General features: G+C 71.3%; 19 protein-coding genes. 14 read left to right on the top strand and 5 right to left on the bottom strand.

Features of this window, described 5'->3' with window-relative positions:
• The first annotated feature begins 133 nt into the window (after positions 1–133).
• From IH44_RS46290 to IH44_RS0106765, 7 genes are all read left to right on the top strand, one after another.
• Positions 134–1,474, top strand: a complete 1,341-nt coding sequence (locus tag IH44_RS46290; RefSeq protein ID WP_030458497.1) for a helix-turn-helix domain-containing protein — start codon at positions 134–136, stop codon at positions 1,472–1,474.
• Between the two features lie 355 nt (positions 1,475–1,829).
• On the top strand, positions 1,830–2,372 hold the full coding sequence (locus tag IH44_RS46285; RefSeq protein WP_051816627.1) for a WhiB family transcriptional regulator: 543 nt from the start codon (positions 1,830–1,832) through the stop codon (positions 2,370–2,372).
• Positions 2,369–4,036: a DUF2637 domain-containing protein gene (locus IH44_RS49040; protein ID WP_051816626.1), complete on the top strand. Its 1,668-nt coding sequence runs from the start codon at positions 2,369–2,371 to the stop codon at positions 4,034–4,036. Before IH44_RS46285 ends, IH44_RS49040 begins: the two co-directional genes overlap by 4 nt.
• Before the next feature lie 49 nt (positions 4,037–4,085).
• Positions 4,086–4,310 carry a hypothetical protein gene (locus IH44_RS0106780; protein ID WP_030458494.1) on the top strand — a complete coding sequence of 75 codons (225 nt, stop codon included), beginning with the start codon at positions 4,086–4,088 and terminating at the stop codon, positions 4,308–4,310.
• 264 nt (positions 4,311–4,574) lie between these two features.
• Positions 4,575–4,979: a plasmid mobilization relaxosome protein MobC gene (gene mobC / locus IH44_RS46280; RefSeq protein WP_051816625.1), complete on the top strand. Its 405-nt coding sequence runs from the start codon at positions 4,575–4,577 to the stop codon at positions 4,977–4,979.
• Positions 4,969–6,690 carry a mobilization protein gene (locus tag IH44_RS0106770; RefSeq protein ID WP_030458492.1) on the top strand — a complete coding sequence of 574 codons (1,722 nt, stop codon included), beginning with the start codon at positions 4,969–4,971 and terminating at the stop codon, positions 6,688–6,690. The genes mobC and IH44_RS0106770 overlap by 11 nt, the downstream gene beginning before the upstream one ends.
• Before the next feature lie 167 nt (positions 6,691–6,857).
• Positions 6,858–7,166, top strand: a complete 309-nt coding sequence (locus IH44_RS0106765) for a hypothetical protein (protein WP_030458491.1) — start codon at positions 6,858–6,860, stop codon at positions 7,164–7,166.
• A 14-nt stretch (positions 7,167–7,180) separates the two neighbouring features.
• On the opposite strand, the gene IH44_RS0106760 is transcribed toward IH44_RS0106765, so the two are convergent.
• The gene (locus tag IH44_RS0106760) at positions 7,181–9,421 is read right to left on the bottom strand and encodes a hypothetical protein (protein WP_157852161.1); all 2,241 of its coding nucleotides are present in this window, start codon (positions 9,419–9,421) and stop codon (positions 7,181–7,183) included.
• Between the two features lie 230 nt (positions 9,422–9,651).
• A complete protein-coding gene (locus tag IH44_RS0106755; RefSeq protein WP_030458489.1) occupies positions 9,652–10,785 on the bottom strand; it encodes an IS630 family transposase in 1,134 nt (377 codons plus the stop codon).
• 213 nt (positions 10,786–10,998) lie between these two features.
• Here IH44_RS0106755 and IH44_RS42445 point away from each other — a divergent pair, with 213 nt between their 5' ends.
• From IH44_RS42445 to IH44_RS0106720, 7 genes are all read left to right on the top strand, one after another.
• On the top strand, positions 10,999–11,805 hold the full coding sequence (locus IH44_RS42445) for a hypothetical protein (RefSeq protein WP_051816624.1): 807 nt from the start codon (positions 10,999–11,001) through the stop codon (positions 11,803–11,805).
• 43 nt (positions 11,806–11,848) lie between these two features.
• Positions 11,849–13,123, top strand: coding sequence for an acetyl-CoA carboxylase biotin carboxylase subunit family protein (locus IH44_RS0106745; protein WP_030458487.1), 1,275 nt, complete (start codon positions 11,849–11,851; stop codon positions 13,121–13,123).
• A 77-nt stretch (positions 13,124–13,200) separates the two neighbouring features.
• Positions 13,201–14,451, top strand: coding sequence for an acetyl-CoA carboxylase biotin carboxylase subunit family protein (locus IH44_RS46275; protein ID WP_030458486.1), 1,251 nt, complete (start codon positions 13,201–13,203; stop codon positions 14,449–14,451).
• A gap of 113 nt (positions 14,452–14,564) precedes the next feature.
• Positions 14,565–15,686: an MFS transporter gene (locus IH44_RS45205; protein ID WP_157852158.1), complete on the top strand. Its 1,122-nt coding sequence runs from the start codon at positions 14,565–14,567 to the stop codon at positions 15,684–15,686.
• A 58-nt stretch (positions 15,687–15,744) separates the two neighbouring features.
• Positions 15,745–16,986, top strand: coding sequence for an ATP-grasp domain-containing protein (locus IH44_RS0106730; RefSeq protein WP_081966756.1), 1,242 nt, complete (start codon positions 15,745–15,747; stop codon positions 16,984–16,986).
• 373 nt (positions 16,987–17,359) lie between these two features.
• On the top strand, positions 17,360–18,490 hold the full coding sequence (locus IH44_RS0106725) for a hypothetical protein (RefSeq protein ID WP_157852155.1): 1,131 nt from the start codon (positions 17,360–17,362) through the stop codon (positions 18,488–18,490).
• A 195-nt stretch (positions 18,491–18,685) separates the two neighbouring features.
• Positions 18,686–19,087: a hypothetical protein gene (locus IH44_RS0106720; RefSeq protein ID WP_051816622.1), complete on the top strand. Its 402-nt coding sequence runs from the start codon at positions 18,686–18,688 to the stop codon at positions 19,085–19,087.
• Positions 19,088–19,263: 176 nt separating this feature from the next.
• Here IH44_RS0106720 and IH44_RS0106715 read toward each other — a convergent pair whose 3' ends face one another.
• The 3 genes from IH44_RS0106715 to IH44_RS40665 all read right to left on the bottom strand — a co-directional run bounded on the left by IH44_RS0106715 (position 19,264) and on the right by IH44_RS40665 (position 20,666).
• Positions 19,264–19,629 carry a hypothetical protein gene (locus IH44_RS0106715; protein ID WP_030458481.1) on the bottom strand — a complete coding sequence of 122 codons (366 nt, stop codon included), beginning with the start codon at positions 19,627–19,629 and terminating at the stop codon, positions 19,264–19,266.
• A 498-nt stretch (positions 19,630–20,127) separates the two neighbouring features.
• Positions 20,128–20,307 carry a hypothetical protein gene (locus IH44_RS0106710; protein ID WP_030458480.1) on the bottom strand — a complete coding sequence of 60 codons (180 nt, stop codon included), beginning with the start codon at positions 20,305–20,307 and terminating at the stop codon, positions 20,128–20,130.
• A 122-nt stretch (positions 20,308–20,429) separates the two neighbouring features.
• Complete coding sequence (locus IH44_RS40665) at positions 20,430–20,666, bottom strand: DUF317 domain-containing protein (RefSeq protein ID WP_035954162.1); 237 nt, start codon at positions 20,664–20,666, stop codon at positions 20,430–20,432.
• Positions 20,667–20,901 lie beyond the last annotated feature (235 nt).

The following is a 20,901-nucleotide window of genomic DNA, read 5'->3' as shown; positions in this document are numbered from 1 at the left end:
GGGACAGGACCGTCCCGTTGCCGGAGCAGCCGCGCCCTGACGCGCCTTCACTCGCCCTCACCCGTTCCGCGCTGACGGCACCGCCTGCCCTGGTGGCCGGTGCCGCGCGCACCAGGCGAAACCTTCCACCTCCATGCCTAGCTCCCTCATGCCCTCGCGCACCTCCGCAGACAGGGCACTGGGCGGCCCCGGCCTGCCCGTCCCCGACTCCGAGCAGTGGATCTCCACCACCGGCTCGCGCATCGCCCCTGACCCCTACACCTGGATGCAGGCCGTCCACTGGGCGCACGACCTCGGCACCCGCATACCGGTCCGCAGCCACGGTCCGCGCTTCGGCACGACCACCGTGCTGCTGGCCCAGCAGCTCGCCCAGCTCACCCCCTGCCGGCCCGGCATCGACTTCCTCGCCCGGATCCTCAAGGTCTCCGCGCGCACCGTGAAGTACCACATGGCGATCCTGCGGGAAGCGGGCCTGCTGGCCTACCGCGTCAAGGGCACGCGCGTGCGTCAAGGACGCCCGCTGGCAAGCGAGTTCGCCCGCACCATCCCCTCCTCCTTCGACCAGGCCCTGGGCCTGCGCACCGTGCCCTCGGACACCTTCATCCGCGCCGTCGTCGGCGTCTCCGAGTACGGCCGCGCCCAGCTGGCCCGGCTCGGAAAGAAGGCCGCACGCACCGTGCGCCGCAAGGCCCGCAGCACCAAGAAGCCCTCTTTTTCTGCGAGTTCAGATTGCACCCCAATGGAGGGTGGTTCCTGCACTGTCTCTCCTGCAGCACTTACTTCTTCTCCCTCTGAGGACGAGCCTCGAAGCGGGAAATCCAGCAGCTCCCCGACGAGAAGAGGCAGAACCCGCAAGGCGCTGAACGCGGTTGGACGGCGCTACCAGCTCGGCCTGGAACTGGTCCGGCAGGTGCCGTGGCTGGCCGGCACGCCGGTCGCGCGGGTGGCCTGGGCCGCACGGCACCTCGCCGACGCGGGCTGGACGGCCCACGAGGTCATCGCCGTCCTCGCCCTGCGCGCCCCTTCCGACCGGATCCACCGGCCCAGCGGCTTCCTGACGGCCCGCCTGATCGGCGTGGAGAAGCTGTTCGACACCCCGGCCAAGCGCGCCAACCTGGTCGCCTGGTGGCGCGACAGCCCCCAGGCCAGCCGAGAGCGCCACGTCGAGTGGAGCAGCTCGTGGTCCGCGCCGCGCAGCAACGCGGTGCGCCGCCTGGTCGGCGAAGCCTTCACCGCTTCCAAGCCCAAGCCGCACCTCGCCGAGCTTCCGGCGGAGCCCACTGACGCCGAGCAGGCCGAAATCCGCACCCTTGCCTGGCGCCAGTACCTCGCAGGCCAGCCAGAACTGGTCATTTCCGCCATCACCCTCGCCGGCCGGGACAGCGCCGAGCAGATCTACGGCACCGACCTCGTCCAGCGTGTCGTGCGCCTCGCCAGCACTTCCAGCCACCTCACCACCGGAGCCCCCCGATGACCCCGCCCCACGAGCCGCGCGACATCCACGTCCTGGCCGACCGCGGAGGCAGGGCCGCGCCCACGCCGACCACCAACACCACCAGGCCGGACCGCCGCCCGCCCGGACCGCTCAGACCCCGGAAGAACGCCTCGCCCGGCTACCAGCGCGCCCTCGCGCAGCTACGAGCAGCCCGCACCCGCGCCCCCGCCGACCCGCTCGCCACCCCGGCCATCGAGCACAAGGTCCGCGCGCTGGCCAGAACAGCCCACGTGCCTGCCACCAGCAACCGAGCGGCCCAAACCCCGCCACCACCGCAGAGCCGCCACCGACCAACCGCCTGCCCCCGCAGGCCCGCCTCGGAGACCACCGCACCGTGCCCGACACCCAGCCCACCCCGATCCAGCTCGCAGGCCGCCGCCGTGACCACAGCTGGACGACCGACGCCGCCTGCGTCGGCACCGTGAACCCGGATCAGTTCCACCCCCTCCCCGGCGAGACTGAGGAGACCGCCGCAGCCAAAGCGACCTGCGCCGCCTGCCCCGTCAGCCAGCAGTGCCTGGAGGAGGCCCTGGACCTGAACGACCGCTGGGGCATCCGCGGCGGACTTTCCGAGGCTGAGCGTCTCGCCCTCCACCGCAGCGCCGGCGTGTTCCGCTGGGAGGAACAGCGCGTCCGCGACGCCCTCGCCGGTCGGTCGGTCCACCTCTCCCGGCCGGAGCGCCTCTCCGTCGTGACGGTGGCCGCGATCCTCGACCTGGACGTGAACACCTGGGCGCCCGTGCTCGGCATCAGCCGCAAGTACGGCCTGGAACGCCTGCGCGAGGCCCGCTCCAACATCGCCAACCAGCCGCTCTCGGTCCGGCGCGAGCAGCGCATCGCCGCTTCGCTGGCCGCCAGCCGGGCGGTGGCCGCGTGAGCGACGACCAGCGGCCCGCAACCGGCATGTCCTGGTGGGACAAGGCGGCGATCGGCGTCATGGGCGGCGTCGGCGGAGCCCTGTCCTACGACGCACTGCAGCAGATGGCCGTGGCCATGCACGTCCGTCCAGAATTGAGCTACCTGTTCCCCGTCGCCATCGACGGGTTCATCGCCTACGGCACCAGGGCGCTGGTCGTGCTGAAGGAAGCACCGCTGAGGGCCCGGATCTACACCTGGTCGGTATTCGGCAGCGCCACGGCCACGAGCGTCTGGGCCAACTGGACCCACGCCGTGCGCCTCAACGATCTCGCGCCCGCCAGCGAGGGCCTGCACCTGCCGGACTGGTCCGTCGGCGTGCTGAGCACCATCGCCCCGCTGGTGCTGGGCGGCGCCACCCACCTCTACATCGTCATGTCCCGGCACACCTCCGGGGCCGACGCAGACCCCGAGACCGGCTCGGCTGCCCCTGGGCCGGGCAAGACCCGCTGGTGGAGCCGACGGGGAACCTCCACCACAGGTGCCCATGCCAATCCCGCGGTCCGCACTCGGTGGTGGAACCGACGCACCGAAGCCGCCGCTCTCGACCGCGTGGCGCCCACACCCGCAACCGAGCACCCCGAACTACCCGCAGTCCCCGGGCCGTCCCCGGTGTCCTTGACCAAGGCCCCCGCGGAGTCCGCTGCCCTCCCACCGGGACCGGCCACGGTCCCGGGGACACAACCGCAAACCGGTCCCGTCCCCGGCACCGAACCGACCCTCGGCGGGAGCGTCCCCGGTCCCCAGACCTCCGCGCCCGCCACCACCACCGGGACGGTCCCCGGGAACGGAACGGCCCCCACCTCGCAGACGGTCCCCGGACCGACAGGGACCGTCCCCACCACCCCGGCCCCGGTGAGCAACCCGGCGCGAACCGTCCCCGCCGGGACCGAAACCGCCCCGCAGGTGCACGCCGCGCCCCCCGCAGTCCCCACGGAGGCGGTCCCGCCACCCGCCGAATCCGGTCCCCGGCACGGGCCCGCACCGGTCCCCGACGGCGGTCCCGCCCCCCTCCCGGGAGAATCCGACGGAACCGGGTCGGTGAGCGAGACCACCGCGACCGCACCGGACCGCACACCCGCGTCCCCGCCGGCCGTCCCCGCCCCGGCGAACGCCGCAGCAGAGCGCCAGGCCGACCCCGGGACCGTCCCCGCGCGGCCGACCGCACTGCGAGCCGTCCCGACACCGGGGACCGAGCGAGCGAGGACCGACCCCGAAACCCGGTCCCGCCCGGTCCCCGTGAAGGACACCGGTCCCGGGACGGTGACCGCGCAGACCCCGGGCACACCGACCGTCCCCGCCGGGGACGGGCCGGGGCCGGGACCGGGGACCGTCCCGAAGGCCGCCACCACCTTCGAGCCCGTCCCCGCCTCCCCGTCCCCCGTCCCCGGCACCGGAGCTGGATCGGACCGCGGAGCCCGCAAGCGCGAGCTGAGCGAGGACGAACTGAAGGCCCTGCTGCCGATCGGCCGCACCGTGGCTGCCACCGCCGAGGGACGGCTGACCCGCGAGACCCTGCGCGCCGGCCTCCGGGCCCAGAACGTCCCGATCAACAACACCGCGCTCGGCCAGCTCCTGCGAGAGCTGAAGGAAATCGAGGGCAAACCCCCGCCGGCCCGACGCTGACTGCCCCGAAACCGGCCGAACAGGCCACCATCCCACCCGAGGAAGCGACTTGACCGCCAACAGCACCACCGACGAACACCTCTCCACCGGCCTGATGACCCTGCTGCGCGACCAAGGGCTGTTGCACACCGCCGAAGGGGCGAGCGACGGCAGCTGGATCGTCCGCCGGACCCGCAGCGGCCCGCAGTTCGTCCTTGAGACGCCGCCGGACGCGATCGAGTACGCCGTCGAGCTGCTCGTCGACTACCAGCTGGAAACCTCCGGCGCGCGGTGAAATCGGCTGCCGTGAAGGTGACTTGACCTGCACCAGCGGGACGGGGACCGGGCACCGACGGCGCAGCAAGCTATCGCCTGGGGCAGCCCTACGGGCCACCCCAGGCACTTGCCCTCGCCCCACGGGGGCGAGGGACCTGGGTGGAGTCGAGCGAGGGCGCTCGGCTCCACCCAGGAGCCCGGAGCGAGGGCGCTCCGGGAACCGAGGAAAGGAGAAGCCGCGATCACGCCACAACCCCAAGACGCTGAAGCCGAGTTGACGCCCGTGCGCCGTCCGCGCCGCCGCCACCGCGACGCCCAGCAGCGCCCCCACCGCATCGTCACCCGCTTCAACACCACCGAGCGCGACGAGATCACCGCCGCTGCCGAACAGCGTGAGCAGACCGTCTCCCGCTTCGTCGCCACCAGCACGCTCGCCGCCGCCCGCGGCCACAGCAGCGCCCGCGACCCGCAAGACCAACTCGACCGAGCCGTCGACACCCTCGTCTCCGCCCGCGCCCACCTGGCCCGAGTCGGCAACAACCTGAACCAGATCGCGTTCGCCCTCAACTCCGGCGGCCAGGTTCGACCCGCTGACCTCGACGCCACGCTCGGCGCGGTCCGCGCCGCCATCGCCACAGTCGACCGCACCGCCTACCAGCTCGCCATCAGGGCCAACGGTGGTCCCTGACATCAGCCGCGGGTCAAAGACGTACGGACTGCTGGCCTACCTCTTCGGCCCCGGCAAGCACGACGAACACGTCGACCCGCACATCGTCGCGAGCTGGGACGGCTTCGCCCCGGACCCGGGCCGCGACCCGGCCGCCACGCTCTCGCAACTGGAGGCCGCCCTCGACCTGCGCGTCAACCAGCTCGGCGACCGACGGCCCAAGCGCCACGTGTGGCACTGCCCCGTCAGCGCGGACCCCGGCGACCGGCTCCTCACCGACGAGGAGTGGGCCGAGGTCGCCCGCCGCGTGGTCGCCGCAGCCGGCATCGCCGAGCCCGGCGACCCCGACGGCTGCCGTTGGATCGCGGTCCGCCACGACCCCCGGCATATCCACATCATGGCCACCATCGTGCGCGGCGACCTGCGCCAAGCCCGCCTCAACAAGGACGCGGAGCGCGCTCAGGCCGAATGCCGACAGATCGAGAAGGACTTCGGCCTCAAGGAGCTCAACCAGGGTGACGGAACCGCCGCCAAGCGGCCCACCAGCGCCGAGGGCCACAAGGCGCAACGGCTCGGCCGAGGCGAACCCGTCCGGCTCCAGCTGCGCGACGCCGTCCGACGCGCCGTCGCGGGCGCCGCCGACGAGGACGAGTTCCTCGACCGGCTCAAGACCGCCGGCCTCCTGGTCAGCCTCAAGATCGCACCATCGGGCGACGTGCTCGGGTACTCCGTCGCCCACCCGGACGATCGCAACGCACAGGGACAACCGGTGTTCTTCGGCGGCTCCCGGCTCGCCCCTGACCTGTCCCTGCCCCGCATCCGCAAGCGTCTGGGCACCGGACCGCTCCAGGCCGTCGACAATGCACAACCCGCTGGCGCGGCGACTGGCCAGGCCCGCGTGCCGGGTTCCCGGGCCGCTCAGGCCCGACGCGGCGCCGCCGACGCGGTCGAGTCCGCCGCCCGCGCCATCGACGAAGGCGACGACGGACAAGTCGCGGCCCAGCTCGCTGGAGCGATCGAGGTGATCGACGTGATCGCCATCCGCGCCCCGGCCGACACCAGGGCCCAGCTCCTGGCCGCAGCACGGGCGTTCGAGCGCGCCTCGCGCAGCCACGTCCGCGCCGAGCGAGCCGACAACCGCGCCCTGCGCTACGCCGCCCGGCAGATGCTCTCCAACGGCTACGCCACCAACCGGGGCGAGGACGGCGGGGCGACCGCGATGCTGCTGTCGGCCCTGGTCCTGCTGGCCATCGCCGCCGCCCGCTGGCATTCAGGGCGCGGTCACGCCCAGCAGGCCGCCGCCGCCACGGCCGCCGCCCGCGAGCTGCGGGCGGCGTACAGGACGGTCGCCGCCAGGCCGATGGCTGCGATGGCCCAAGGCGGCCGGAGGCTGCCTCCGGAGGTCCGCGAGCGTCAAGCCGAGATCATCCGGGCCCGGCTCGCCGAGACCGAGGGTGTCCCACGGGAGAGGGAGGGCTGGGACGCGCTCGCCGCGACCCTCGCCGAGGCCGAGGCCGCCGGCCACGATCCGGCCGCGCTGCTTGATGAGGCGAAGTCCTGGCGGGAGTTGGACAGCGCCGACTCGGTCACCGCCGTGATGGTGTGGCGGGTCCGGCGGATCGCAGGGTTGTCGGCCGCCCCCGAGCCTGCCGCTGCGAAGCGCGGCAGCAGCCCTCAGGCCGGGCAGGCTGCCGCAGTGGCCCCCGCGCCGCGGCGACGCCCGAGGCGCTGACTGCCCCGGCACGCCGCCAGGGCGGGGACACGCTAGCGTGGTCGCGCTCTGAGAAAGCAGCACCGAGGACGCCAGCCCGGCCGGGCTGGCGTCCTCGGTGTTTCCGGCACCCGCCGGAGCACGGAGGGGAGCAGAAAACAAAAATAGAACAGGCGTACGATGCCGTTGTGAGTACAGCCCTCCCGCACCCCCGAACCGGCAGTCGCACCCTCGGGAACGCCGACGGGGACGCGCTGCCCGCGCCGGCCGCGCTGCTGATCGGGCCTGGCCGGACCTGGCCGGCGGAAGCCCGCTGTGCGCGGGCGCAGATCCGTGTCGGCGGGCAGTGGCGCCCCGCCCGGATCGAACATTGGAGGCTGCGACTGGGCAGCCTCAGCTGGTCCGCGCAGGTCAGTTGGCACGACGAAGACGGCCACCCGGTCAGCGGCTGGTACCTGTGCCACCGCACCGGCCTGCGCTTGCTCGGCGGCTGGTAGCGAGCGAGTGGCCCCTATGCCTCCCGCTCCGTGGCGTCGTGCTCATGAATTGCCGCGTCGAGGGCTTCAAGAAGGCCGGGCAGAAGATCCGCGGCAGCGTCTCGGTGCTGGGTCAGCGCCCAGGTAAGGGCCTCGATGTGGCCGGGGACCGGGGCAGCACCGCCGGAGGCAGCCTTGAGGATCTGCGCCACCTGACCGCGCTTGACGGACTTCCCCTTGTCGAGCACCGAGGCCAGCTCGGCCATCGCGGCACGCAGCCAGCCGAGGCCGTCGGCCGCGGTCGCAGGGACCGGCTTCTGCGCGGCCGGGCGAAGGTCGGCTTGGTCCAAAACCTCCAACTCCAGCCCGGCCGCATCGCACAGCTTCCGCGCCGTGTCCCGGACTGCCACGCCGACTGGGGTGACCGAGGCGAGCAGGTGGACGTCCGCACCGAGCCGCTGGCTAAGCGCGACATCGCGCCGGAGCTGGGCCTCGTTGAACTCTGAGGCCGAGGTCTTCACTTCCCCGGAGAGGACCTTCCCGTCCCAGACCCCGAAGATGTCCACCTCCTCCTGGCTGCCGTCGGCGAAGGTAACGTCGGTGCCAGGGAGGAAATGGGAGCGGGGCTTGCGCCGGCAGAGTTCGGCGATGACGAGCAGATGCGGCAGCAGGCCGTTGTCGCTGGCCCGGTCGGTGAAGCTGTCGAGCCGGTAGTGCACCACGGTCGGCGCGCCGCCGGACTGGTAGGCGGACACTGCACCGCAGCCAGGGCACTGGGGGGAACCGCTGGTCTGGCCGAGGGGGACGAACGACCGGCTGGCGCACGAGGAGCAGGTGCTCTCCAGACCGCGCTCGGCCCACCCGAGCGCGCACAGCCGCTCCAGCGCCGCTGCCCGGTCCTCCGCCCTGACGTTCGGCACCTTGTCGGCGGGCAGATAGCGACGCTCGGACCGACCCCCCCACGTGGCGGCCAGCTCAGCGAGGTCGGCGTCCGGGGCGCCATCCGCCCGTAGCTCCTGAAGCCGCTTCAGCAGCTCCTTGGAGCGCGGGGTGGTCAGGGCGATGGCCGCCTCGTAGACACCGGGTTCGAGAAGCACGGAGCTGTCGGCACGCTCGGCCAAGGCTGTCCCCAGCCGTCCCGCAGAGGACAGCTGGTGCGCAGCGGTGACGTCGTCCAGAAGCTGCTCCGTGGCCTGCGTCAGGAGGGGGAACGTCATCTGGACGGCGATCTGATGGCTCATCGGGAGGAAGGCGAGCTGCAGCTTGCCGTCCCGCCACTCGGCGTCGTTGTGGACAAGGCGGGCGATGGACGGACGGGCGGGCAGGCCGAGCAGGGGTTCGCCCCAGATCCTCACAAGGGCCCCGGCGTGCCCGTTGAACCGGACGGGCTGAGTGAAGCGCAGGGTGCTCGGTCCGTCGGCGAAGACCTGGACGTCGAAGGACGTCGGTACGCCGTAGTGCCGTTCGAGGGTCACCCAGGCCGTGGGGTCTAGGTCCGTCCGGAAGGTGAACGGGGCGTTCCGGGCTGGCGGCGCGGGGATGCGTGCTCCGGCCTTCGGCTCCTCGTGGCTGGGCACCAAGCCGAGCACCGAGGCGAGTTCCAGCAACTGCTCGGGCGACGCTGAGCGGCTGACGAGTGCCACGTCAGGCGCGAACTGGCCGGGGCGAGACCCAAGAAGATAAGCCACTTGCTCGGGGAAGTTGAGCCAGTGCTTGACCGTGTCGGCACCGGGCAGCAGCAGCATGGGCATGTCGATCGTGTCCACCGGCCGCAGCGCCCGGGTGTTCCAGAAGTCGAGGCTGTCCGCCAGACCCTCGCCCTCGACGACCCACAGGACCAGTGGGGTGTGCCCAGGGGTGGTGCTCTGGTACTCACCGAACTGTGCGACCGTGCCCTGAATCCGGGTGTTGCTGTGCATTTGGCACTGGCCGAACTCGTCTTCGCGCTCGCTCACCCTCGCGTGCTCGCGATGGCCCGGCTCTACGCAACCGGCCACGGCCAGCTGCCACATCTGCCCAGTCGGGCTCGCCGCGATCGGGGCGTACGCCGGATCCGTGTACTCCCTTACCTCGGCCGGGGAGCAGGTGAACACCACCGCGTACTTCCGCATGTCCGCAAGCGCAACGAGGGGCAGCCCCAGGCCCGCAGCGATCTCCTCGGCGGCCAGGGGGTCGGCGTCGATGTTGACGAGCGCCTCGACCTTGGCGACGCGGACGGTCTGCTCGTGCAGCGGGGACAGGCCCGAAGCCAGGGCCTCGACGATGGGCTCGGTCATGCCGCCCCACCGGCTGCTGGCCTGCGTCACGGCCGTACGGAACCCGGCCGCGCTGCCGTCTGCAATCAGATAGGCCGCCCGGGAGGGGAGGACGGCTGCCTCCATGCCCGCCTGCCCGAGATATCTCCTCGAATTCACGGCGCCAAGCCTCTCACCGCGGTTGCCGAACGCGGAGCGAATTACCCCAGAACGGGAGGCTTCCCGTTCGCCGAAAGGTGCCTAGTGCCGTATCAGGCAACGTTTGCCCTGGTGACGACCTCGCGTAGGCGCTGGTCGGCGGCGTGCTTGTTCCGCCAGATGATGTAGCGGCGGATCATGCTGCCCTGCTCCTTGTGGCTGGCGTGGTCGGTGCTGTCGAGGGCGAAGTAGCGCAGGGCGGTGAACTGGGCCTCGATCCGGTTGAGCCAGGAGCTGTTGGTCGGGGTGTAGGCGATCTCCACGTTGTTCGCCGCCGCCCAAGTCCCGACCCGCTGGCACCGCTTCGTCGTCAGGTGCGGCGAGTAGTTGTCACAGACGATCGCGATCCGAACGTCTGGCGGGTGCAGCGAGCGCAGGTAACGGCAGAACTCCAGGAACTTGGACCGGTTCTTGGTCTTCTTGATGTGGCCGTAGAGCTGGTCCTTGGCCAGGTCGTAGGCGGCGAACAGGTGCCGCACCCCATGCGGGCGGGTGTAGGTCGCCCGCCGCCGGGGTCTGGGCTCGCGGGCGAGGTCCTTGCCCTTGCCTCCGCGTTCGGCCCACTGCCGGCCGGGGTGGGGTTGGAGGTTGAGCGGCCCGAACTCGTCCAGGCAGAAGACGACTTCGGGCTCGCCCTCCTCGGGTATGACCTCGCCGTCGGCGATCGCGTAGAGGTGTTCGACGCGGGCCTTCTTGGCCGCATAGTCGGGGTCGCGGGAGGTCTTCCAGGTCTTCACACGTTGAAAGGAGACGCCCTCCTGGTGGAGCAGGACCCGGAGGCCCTCGTGGCTGATGTCGTCGACCACCCCCTCGGAGACCAGGAAGTCGGCCAGCTTCGCCAGGCTCCAGGTCGAGAACGGCAGGCCGTGCTCGGCCGGCTTGGACTTCGCGATCTTCTTGATCTCCCGGCGCTCGGGCAGCGTGAACGTCCTCGGGCGCCCGCCCCGGTATTTCGGGTAGAGCGCTTCGAAGCCGTCGGTGTTGAAGTTGTGGATCACGTCGCGGACCCGGTCCGCGCTGGTGAACGTGACCTCGGCGATCTTCGCCACGGGCATGCGCTGGGCGGAGAGCAGCACCATCTGGGCCCGGCGCCAGGTCACCACCGACCCGGTGCCCCTGCGGACGATCCGCAGCAGCCGTCTGCCTTCGTCGTCGTCGATCTCACGGACCTGCACGCGTTCAGCCACGCGATCATTCTGACGGCCCGGTGCCACCCGGCACAGCAACCGGGCGACACCTCAAGACGAGGCGAACGTTGCCTGACGCGGCACTAGCACAAGATCGGCCGGATGCGTCCGGCCGCGCGGCGCGGAATCTGGTGATCCGCCCGCCGACGGACGTGATCGACGCTGCGTCGGCGGGCGCACCACACCCGTCCCCGTGCAGCAGAGGAGAGTGACGTGGAATCCGAGCCCCAGGTGACGGTCCTGTTCACCGAGAAACCCGACGAGCTGAACGCCTACGTGTACGGGCCGTTCACGCCCAGGACCATCGACGCTGCACGGATCAGCCGACGCTATCCGCACATCACCGGCCCGCTCGAACACCGCGGGCTCGAATGCGTCGAGGACTTCGGGCTGAGCGACTACATCGTCCACGTCCTGCTGCCCGACGGCAGCCACCTGACGATCTCCCCGCCCCAGGAGACCGGAAAGATCGCAGACGCCGTCTCCGGCTTCCCCGACAGCTGGCACGTCACCCGGGACCACCCAGACGCCACCGACCAGTTCGAAGTGATCTACGACAGCGAGCCCGGCGGTCCCCACGAGCACAACCGGGGCAGCGTCCCTGCGATGCTCGCGGCCGTGTACCAGCGCCTGGAACAGCTCGGCGTTCCCGGCCGCGAAGAACTGCTGGCCACCCAGACCCGCGCAGAGCAGCTTCTGCGCGAGGCGGGCTTCGTGGACCACTCCACCACCACGGACGTCCGGTTCCAACTGCCCCCCGACGTGACCGGGCTGGCCGCGCGAAGCGTCGCGGTCACCCGTGCCGTCCGGTCCTTCCAGAGCGAGGGCATCGGTTACGCCTGCCCCGCCGACCTCCTCGGCGTGGTCGTCCAAACCGCGCCCCCAGCGACCCTCCCGTCCAGCCGCGACTCGGCCGTCCGCGCCAGCTCGGCTGCCCTGCCCCACGTGGCGCTGGAGCCGACCGCACCTCGCGAGTGGAGCACCGGCCAGCACCACCAGCCGGTCGCACGCCAGCGGTAGGGCCGCGCAACCCTCCCCGAACCGAACAGAAAGGAGCGTGGGCATGCTCGTCGTGCTCTCCGCCCTCCGTTCCCAGCTCGAGGACCTGCTCACCGAGCGCGGGCAGCAGATCCTCGTCGTCGTACCGCCCGCCGTCGAGGCCGACCGCAAGGCCCGTGGTGTGCCTTATTCGATGCTGACCGTCGCTGCGTGGGACAATCGGCGCCAGCTGTCCGCCCTGGCCGGCGAATTGGCCGCGCTGCCTGTCGAGTCGGTGGTCACCACCGACGAGCCCTGCTTGCGGGCCGCCGCGTTCCTGCGCGAACGGCTCGGCCTGCCGGGCCAGTCCAGGGAATGCGCAATAGCCGGAACGGACAAGCACATCCAGAAGGACGTGCTCACCGCCGCCAGCGTCCCCGTCGCTCGGCACGTCCCGCTGGACAGCGTCGCCGACATCGAGAGCGCCGCAGAGCTGCTCGGCTGGCCGGTCGTCGTGAAGCCCCGTCGGGGGTTCGGCGCGATCGGTACCCTCCTCGTCCGCGACCAGGCCCACTTCGTCCGCCTGCGTGCCGAGGGTGCCTTTGGCCCCCAGGCGCTGCCCGCCAGCCTTCACGCCTCCGGCATCCACCATGGGCTGGACCACGCGAGCGGTGGCCTCATGGCCGAGGAGGGGATCGACGTCGCCGCCGAGTACCACTGTGAGATCCTGCGCCACCACGGCCGGGAGGTCTACGCCGTGCCGGGCCGATATCCCGGCCCGCTGCTGGACACCACCCTCCTGGGTTCGGTGCTGCTGGGTCCGGACGACGAACACGCCCGCGAAGTCGTCGACTTGGCCCGCGCCGCAGCCGACGCCCTCCACCTGGTCACCGGGTTCGCCCATGCCGAGATCCTGCTCGCACGCTCCGGTGACCTGCTTGTCGGGGAGATCGGCCTGCGTCCCGGCGGCGCCATGCTGCCCCACCTGCTCGGGCTCCAGCATGGCATCGATCCCTGGGCGCTCGCCGCCGACCTGGCGATGGGCCTCACACCGCAGGTGGACCTGCGCAGCGCTGGCCCGGTCGTCGCCTGGGCCGCTCCCATCGCCCCGCCCGGCTGGATCACCGACATGGACGGCGTCGAAGCGCTGCAGAAGCGGCCCGGCGTCATCGACGTGCACCAGCTCGTCCACGTCGGCCAGCAGAGCCCCGCCCGCGTCGGCACGCTCACCCCCGCCGGCCACGTCTTCGCCGCCGCCGCCACCGCCGCGCAGGCCGAGGCCCGCGCCCGCCAGGCTGCCGCTGCCTGGCGGATCACCACCAGCGACCGCCCGCCGCACCAAGCCTCGCCCGTCCGCTAGGAGCCCGAAGCGCAGGACGGCTTCCCAGTATCGCCACCACCCCACCTTTCTTTCCCTGTACCGGAGCGACCCACCTGATGCACGTCCTCGTCCTGTCCACCGGCAATCCCCTGCTCGAAAACGCCCTCCTGACCGCCGGTCACACCGTCACCGTCCTCCAACCTGCCGGAACCGCTGCCCTTCCCGGCATCGAGCAGCACACGGTCGAGCACTGGGACGACCTGGACGCCCTGACGGCCCTGGAGCCCGGCCTGCCCGACGTCGCCGCCATCGCGACGATCGACGAACAGGCCATCGTGGCCGCCGCGCACCTGCGGCAGCTGCGCGGCCTGCCCGGCCTGACGGTCGAGGCCGCCACCGCCTACACCGACAAGGCCGTCATGAAGACCACCCTCGCCGCAGCAGGGCTGCTCGTCGCCCGGCACTGGGTGGTCCACCATGCCCGCGAAGTCGCCAGTGCAGCAGGCGAGTTGGGCTGGCCCGTCCTGGTCAAGCCCCGCGGTGGACTGGCCACGCTGAACACGTTCGTCGTGCGCGACCGGGAGCACCTGAAGGAGCTGGTCGACGCCGGGGCGTTCGATGCCCGGATCACCGACCCGACCGGCCGCCTCACCGCCGGCCACGTCCTGGACTCCCTGCACGGAGCCCGGGACGGATTCCTCGTCGAGCAGTTTCTCGACGTCGAGGCCGAGTTCTTCTGCGACCTGTACGTCCACCGCGGGACAGTGCTCCTTGCGGTGCCGGGTCGCTACAACGCCCCGCTCCTGCAGAGCCTCGGCGCCGCCTCCTTCGACACCGCTCTGCCGCCACAGCACCCCGAAGCCCGGCAGGTCGCCGACCTCGCGGCCCGCGCCGCCGCCGCGCTGGGAGCACAGAGCGGTGTCGTGCACTGCGAGATCCTGCGCGACCGCACCGGGGGCCTGTTCGTCGGCGAGGCTGGCGCGCGACCGGGCGGCGGCAGCATCACCGAACTCGCCAGCGTGATGTACGCCTTCGATCTGCCCGCCACCCTGGCCGCCCTCGCCACCGACCAGGCCCCGGACCTCGACGGCACCCCGCGCTTCCCCGCGCTCACCGCCGTCATGATCACCGCCCCCGCCGGGACGGTGACCCATGTTCCCGACCGGGACCCCATCGAAGCGCTGCCCGGCGTGCTCCATGCCGACATCCGCCTCACGGTCGGCCAGCCCGTACCCACCGGGATCGGCACCATGACGCTCGCCGGCCGCGTGCTCTACGTCCCCGACGACCTCGACACGCTCGACCAGGAGGTCGCCGACCTGCGCGCAGCCCTGGACATCCGCGTCGAGCCGCTCACCACCGACTGACCACCCCACTCGAACACGACTGCCGGAGCAGCCTCTTGTCGACAGCCGCCGCCCCAACCGGACCGGCGACAGCGCCCCCCACCACCCGCCTCCCGGCCGCGTACTGGGTGCTCGTGATCGGATTCGGCGCCAGCCGCATCGGCGCCGTCCTTGTCCCGTACCTAACCCTCTACCTGGTCACCCAGCTCCACCTCTCGGTCAGCACCGCCGGCCAAGTCCTGAGCGTGTTCGGCGCCGGATGGGTACTCGGCCAGCCGCTCGCCGGAGCCGCCGCAGACCGCATCGGCCGCAAGAGCACCATCGTCGTCTCCCTCACCCTGACCGCCGCGGCGTACGGGCTGCTCGCCCGCGCCACCACCGTCCCCGAACTGGTCGCCCTCGCCGCCGCGATCGGCCTGGTCTTCGACGCGCCCCGCACCGCGATCACCGCATGGATCGCGGACCTCCTCCCCGAGCAGCAGCGAGCCCGCGGATACGGCCTGCAGTACTGGATGATCAACGCGGGCGGAGCAGGCTCCGGAATCCTCGGCGGCTACCTCGCCAGCTCCCACATGGCCTGGCTCTGCCTGGTCGACGCGCTGACCTGCCTCGCGTTCGCCGCGGCCATCCTCGCCCTGCCCACAATCCGCGACCACCCGGCCAGCGCCACCGACCCCGTCGGCTACCGCAGCGTTTTCGCCGACTGGCGCCTGCTGTCGGTCACCGGCCTGTCGCTGGTCACGCTCACCGTGTACCAGCAGATGGTGTACGGCCTCCCACTGGCCATCCACGCCGACGGGCTCTCGCCCGCCGTTTACGGTGCGGTGAACGTGGCCAACGCGCTGACGGTCCTGGCGCTGCAGCCCTTGCTACAGCCGCGGATGGACCGAACCCCGCCGCTGTGGACGTGTGCCGCGGGAGCCCTGGCCATCGGCCTCGGCATGGGCGCCAACGGGCTCGCCCACTCCGCCACCGCCTTCATCGCTGCCGCCATCGTGTGGACACTCGGCGAGATGGCGTTCTGCGTCGGGGCCGCCGCCTACGTCGCCAGCCTCGCACCGGACGGCGCACGCGGCCGCTACCTCGGCGTCTGGGGTGCCGCGTTCGGTGGCTCCGCGCTGGCCGCCCCGCTGATCGGCGCCGCCGCCCTCAACCGAGGCCCCGGCTGGCTGTGGGCGGGCAGCACCCTCCTCGCCTCGGTCTGTGCCGCAGCCCTGGCCCTCCAGGCCGCTCGCCGCCGCCCGAACAGCGCCTGACCGGCATCCCCGCCCTCACCGACCGCCTGAGCTTCCCAGCCCCGACCGGAAAGACCGCATGCCGCACGCCGACGACGACACCGTCCTGCTCGTCATCTCCATGGGCAACCCCGCCTACCGCTCCTACTGCCTCGAAAGCGCCGCGCGCCGCCACCGCCTGGTCCTCGTCGACTCCACCACGCCGACCTGGCAGCTGGCGCACATCGTCGACCACGAGGTCGCCGACCCCCACGACCTGGCCGCCCTGCGCGGCGCCGTCGCCCGCCTCGCCGACCGCCACACCATCGCCGGCGTCCTCACCTGGGACGAGTACTGCCTGCTGCCCGCCGCGCAGATCGCCACCGACCTCGCCCTGCCCGGCCAGTCGTCCGCGACCGCCGCCGCCTGCCGCAACAAGGCCGCCGCGCGAGCCGTCTGGGCAGCCGAGGGCGTGCCCTCCGCCCAGTCGATCCGTGCCACCTCGCTCGTCACCGCGAGCACCGCCGCGCGCCGCATCGGATACCCCGTCGTCCTCAAGCCCGCCGCCCACGCCGCGAGCATCGGCGTGATCAAGGTCGAGCGAGCCGAAGACCTCCCGACCGCCTTCGCCTACACCTGCGACCACGCTGGCGACCAGGGCGAGGAGGGCTCCGGCGTGCTCGTGGAGGAATACCTCGACGGACCCGAAATCTCGGTGGAGTGCGTCACCGTGCACGGCATCACCACCCCGGTCGCCGTCACTCGCAAGATGCTGGGCCCCGAGCCGCTGTTCCAGGAGGTCGGCCACACCGTCCGCGCCGACGACCCGCTCCTCGCGCAGGTCGGACCCATCGCCGAGGCCGCCCTGGACGCCCTGGGCGTCAACACGGGCGTGTCCCACGTCGAGATGCGCCTGACCGCCGGCGGCCCGCGCCTGATCGAGGTCAACGCCCGCCTCGGCGGCGACCTCATTGGTCGCCTGGTCCAGCTGGCCACCGGCATCGACCTGCCCGCGGTCGCCGCTGACATCGCAGTGGGCCGCGAACCCGACCTCACTCCCACCCGGCGAGAGGCCGCCGGAGTCCGCTTCCTCTCGCCCGCCGCCTCGGGCACCCTCCAGCGAGCCGATGCCCGCCCCGAACTCGGCGCCCCGGACTGGCTGGAGCGACTGTGCTTCGAGCACAAGGCCGGCGAGCAGATCCTCCTCCCCGACCACGGCGGCAACCTGCACACCGGTCGACTCGCCCACTTCGTCGTCACGGGCACCGACACCGACCAGGTCCACGCCCGCCTGGAGTACGTCGCCAACCTGCTCGACGTGGAGGTGTCCGAGGTCGTCTGATCGGTCCGTCGCGACCTTGTGTGACTGAGCGCCCGAGTTGGCCAGTCTGAGCGCCACAGTTGGCCACACCTCGCGGATCCGTGCAGACGGCACACCCAAGACAACGCGAACTACCGGGTGTGGAACCACCAGATCACCCCGGTCGCGGCGGCGCTGCCGACTGCGTAGGCGGCACCTCGGACCATGGCGAACCCCGCAGCCCGAAGTACGTGCCGAGGACCCTTGCGGAAACGGCGTGTCATTGGATCTTCCCCTCCTGAGCGGGTTGCCTGTCGCGCAGCGCGGCAGGGCATAGACGACTGGCCCCAGTAAGCCAACCCGCCTCAGGGTGAGGACCTCATGGAATCGCGGGGTTCTTAACTAGACTGGGCCTGTGGCGTGGAAGGAGCCCAGTGATGCCGAACGGCGACTGCGTGAGCAGCTGGCGGCGCATGGGCTATCAGTGAGCTGGGCGAAGATCCGCCGCTGGCGGGAGTTCGGTGCCCTGCCCTGGGGGAAGCGGCAGGGACTGGGGCGTGGGTCTGGGTCCGCCTCGACTCTCCTGCCGGAGACTTTCGTGGTCGCTGAGGCCCTGGCTTTCGCTACCGCCAAGAAGAGGCCCCTGGAGCAGGCGGTACTTACCGTTTTCACCGCGCACCCAGGGTTCGGTGAAGTTTTCGTGGCCACGTCGGTGCCGCTGCCCGAGCGCGCTGTTCGACGGGCTCTGGCCTGGTACATCGCCCGAGACGACTCCCAGCCGCCGGCCGTCATCAAGAAGGCCGTCAGTTCCACAGACGGCAGCCCTGACCGTGCCATGGATGCGGCTCTGGAGTCGGCTCACCTCTACTTCCTCAAGCTGTACCGCCAGGCGAATCAGAGGCGCCTGGCGGGCACTGCGGTGCCGGATGCGCCGTGGAACCTCGCCGACGCCGACGGTCTCGCGACCATCGCCGTGGCCATCGAGCTCGGGTTCGACGAGTTTGGCGCCGACGCCATCGTGGAGGCAGTCAGCAAGTCCTTCCCAGACCTCGCTGACGAGTACGGCGAACAAGTCTTCGCCGAGTTGAGGAAGGCGGCCCGAGAGGTAGAAAGCAACGGCGAGAGTCCATTCCTCCGCCGCCCGCACTGGCCCTCAGTCCAGGACCGGGTCCAGACGATGGAACTGGTCGAATATTCGACGATCTGCACGGTCCGCGACGTGCTGGCCGTCCTTGTCGAAGCCGCCCCCACACTGGCTTTGGCCAGCCGAACAGGGGTCGAAGATCCAGACATACGGCATATTGAGACAGTTCGTGCGTCGAACCCGCGCACGGACGAGTACCTGAAGCGGGCCGAGGCCATCAGCCGGCATCCCCCGGCACGGGCCTGGAAAGGCTTCACCGGCTTTCTCCTGGACGTGTGCACTTCCCCGCAACGACTAAGCCTGTTTCAGGAAGATGTCACAGCCCTGGACCCTGCCCTGGACGATGTGCCGGGCCTCGGCCGGCGCGTACTCGCCAGCTGCGACACACCCAGCAGGGTCTGACCTCGCCAGGAGGCAACTGGCTTAGGCCACCCTCGGCACAGCGCTCACGCTTACTGACCAACTCGGATGCCCAGTCACACCTCAGCGGTACCGCACCATAAAAGATCACGATAAGATATCGGTCGCTGACTTCGGGAATACTCCGGCCCAGGCCCCGGTTTAAGCCACCATCTCTCTGACGAAAGGGCTTGCAGCTTGTCGGACTCGCCGAGACGCGATCTGAACCCGAACGACCCCTCGAACCTCCCGCCGCTCTCCGAAGCCGACCTGCACATCCCGGACTATCCCGTGATGGTGCCCGAGCCCGCTCCGGGCGGTGCCGTGATCCGCGTCGTCGAGTACCCCGGCGAACTGAACCCGCGGGGCACCCTCGTCCGCTGCTCCTCGTGCCGCGCGAACCGCGACTGGCTGCTCCTGGAGACCCGCCGGCGCGTTTTCGTGCGGTGCCGGTGCGGATACGAGTGGGAGGAGGGCGAGCTGGACGTCGACTTCTTCGAGGCGAACTTCTCCTATGCGGACCGGTCCTGGAGCGATGCCGAGCAGGCGCTGACGGACCTCGGGTTCGGGGGCGAGTTTGCCGGGATCTACTTCAACTGAGCCTGCGTCAGCAGGGCGGCGGGCAGGGCGAATTGATTTCCGAAATTGGGAATCCGTGACTGTTCCGGGTTGACCTTTCGCGGTCCTGGCTGTGTTTGACGCTGCACATGCCGAAGGGCGGTGGTGCACAAGGAACTTCCTTGTGCACCACCGCCCTTCGGCATGTGGTGAGAGCATCAGTCCGCCAGCCGGTACACCGGATTCTGCTCGTCGTTGGAGGCGGTGACCGCTCGGGAGCGCGCCAGCCGGACCAGGGAGAGTCTCACCGTCGCCGGTCGCAGCGCAGCCCCTGCGGCGATCTGGTCGATCCGGCCCTCGCCGTGCTGGTCGAGCCAGCCGAGCACGGCGCCGTCCGCATCGGCGTCCAGGCTTAGGGAGATCCAGTACAAGGTCAGCACGCTGGCCGCGAGGGCGACCGGTGCGATGGCGGTCGCACGGCCGGGGCCGGAGAGCGCCAGGATGACGGTTGCCGCAGCCAGGGCGGCGGTGGTCGCGGCGGTGGCGAGGGCTGCACGGCGCAGCTGGCGGCGGCTAGCGGGCATAGCGGTCAGGATTCCTCCTCGGGAATGGGGGCATAGCGGGAAACGCGGAAGAAATCGCAGTCCGAGCGTGGAGGCCGGATGCGGCAGGTGCGGCAAGCGCCGGGGGAGCCTGGGCGTACGTGGTGGTGGCACACGGTCCGGCCCCCGCCGACGGCGCGGATCGGATGGGCGACGACTAGTTCGTCCAGCGCGGCGGGTTCCACCCAGCCACAGCCTCCCACTGTTGGGGCCGCGCCGTCGCGAGTCGGGGTTCCCAGTGGTGCGATCAGGTAGCGGTCAGCGGGGGCGAGGTAGGCCAGTACGGCGAAAGCCGGACGGTTACCGTCCGGGTCGAACGGGCCGTAGGCGGTGCCGAAGGCTCGGTGGACGGTGGCGGGATCGAGGACGTCTCCGGACAACTCGATCGGGAGCGGCAAGGGGCCTCCGAGGGCGATGGACTGGTGCGGCACGGTTGCGCCGTGACTGACCGCCGGGCGGTGGGGCCCGGCGCTGGTCGGTTCACCGGTTCCGGCGGCGGAGGCTCGGAGGGCGGTCGCCGAGGGCGTCAGCGACGAGCGGGGGCATCGTCCACAGCATCAGGTAGACGACCGCCAGTTGGAGGGCGCACAGCACGGCGCTGGCGGACATCAGCGGTCGGCCGGGCCACAGCAGCACCGCGTGGAGGAAGCTGGTGTACACGGCGCAGCCGGTGAGCCACTCGGTCGCCTCGATGCGGTGCAGCAGGCGGGCCTTGGCGCGGGTGGAACGCAGGGTGGAGATGCGGGGTTCCCTTCGGTCGGTTCGGTTCGGCGGGCGTGGGCTCAGCGGCCGGGATGGTCGACGAGCGTGCGCAGGACGGAGAGGACGACCTCGACCGGGGTGTGGCGGTCGAACCGGGCCCGCCAGCCGGGCTGGCGCGCGGTACCGTCCAGGGAGATGGTCCAGGTGTCGGCGCGCGGGTTGTCCGGCTGGTAGCCCAGGTACACCCGGGTGCACGGGGACGCGGCGTGCAGACCGCCGTCGGCGTCGATCACGTACGTCCAACGGTTCTCGTACAAAAAGGCGTTCAGGTCGGTCGGGTTCCCCTCGCCGAGGAGCCAGTCGCGGGCCGGGACGGTGTCGCCGGGGCGGAGGCTGGGGGCGGAGGGCGCAGACAGGACGATGGTCAGGGTGTGTCACCTTCCTCGACAGGTGCGGCCGGGGGTCCATGTTTGCTTGGAAGCGCCTGGATCACATAGTCCCGTCAAGGGGTTGGTGCAGGTTGTCTGCCGCGGGCGAACGCGCTGTAGCCCG

The sequence above is a fragment of the Kitasatospora sp. NRRL B-11411 genome, assembly GCF_000721345.1.
Lineage (GTDB): Bacteria > Actinomycetota > Actinomycetes > Streptomycetales > Streptomycetaceae > Kitasatospora > Kitasatospora cineracea.
This window is presented reverse-complemented; position numbering and strand designations above follow the sequence as displayed.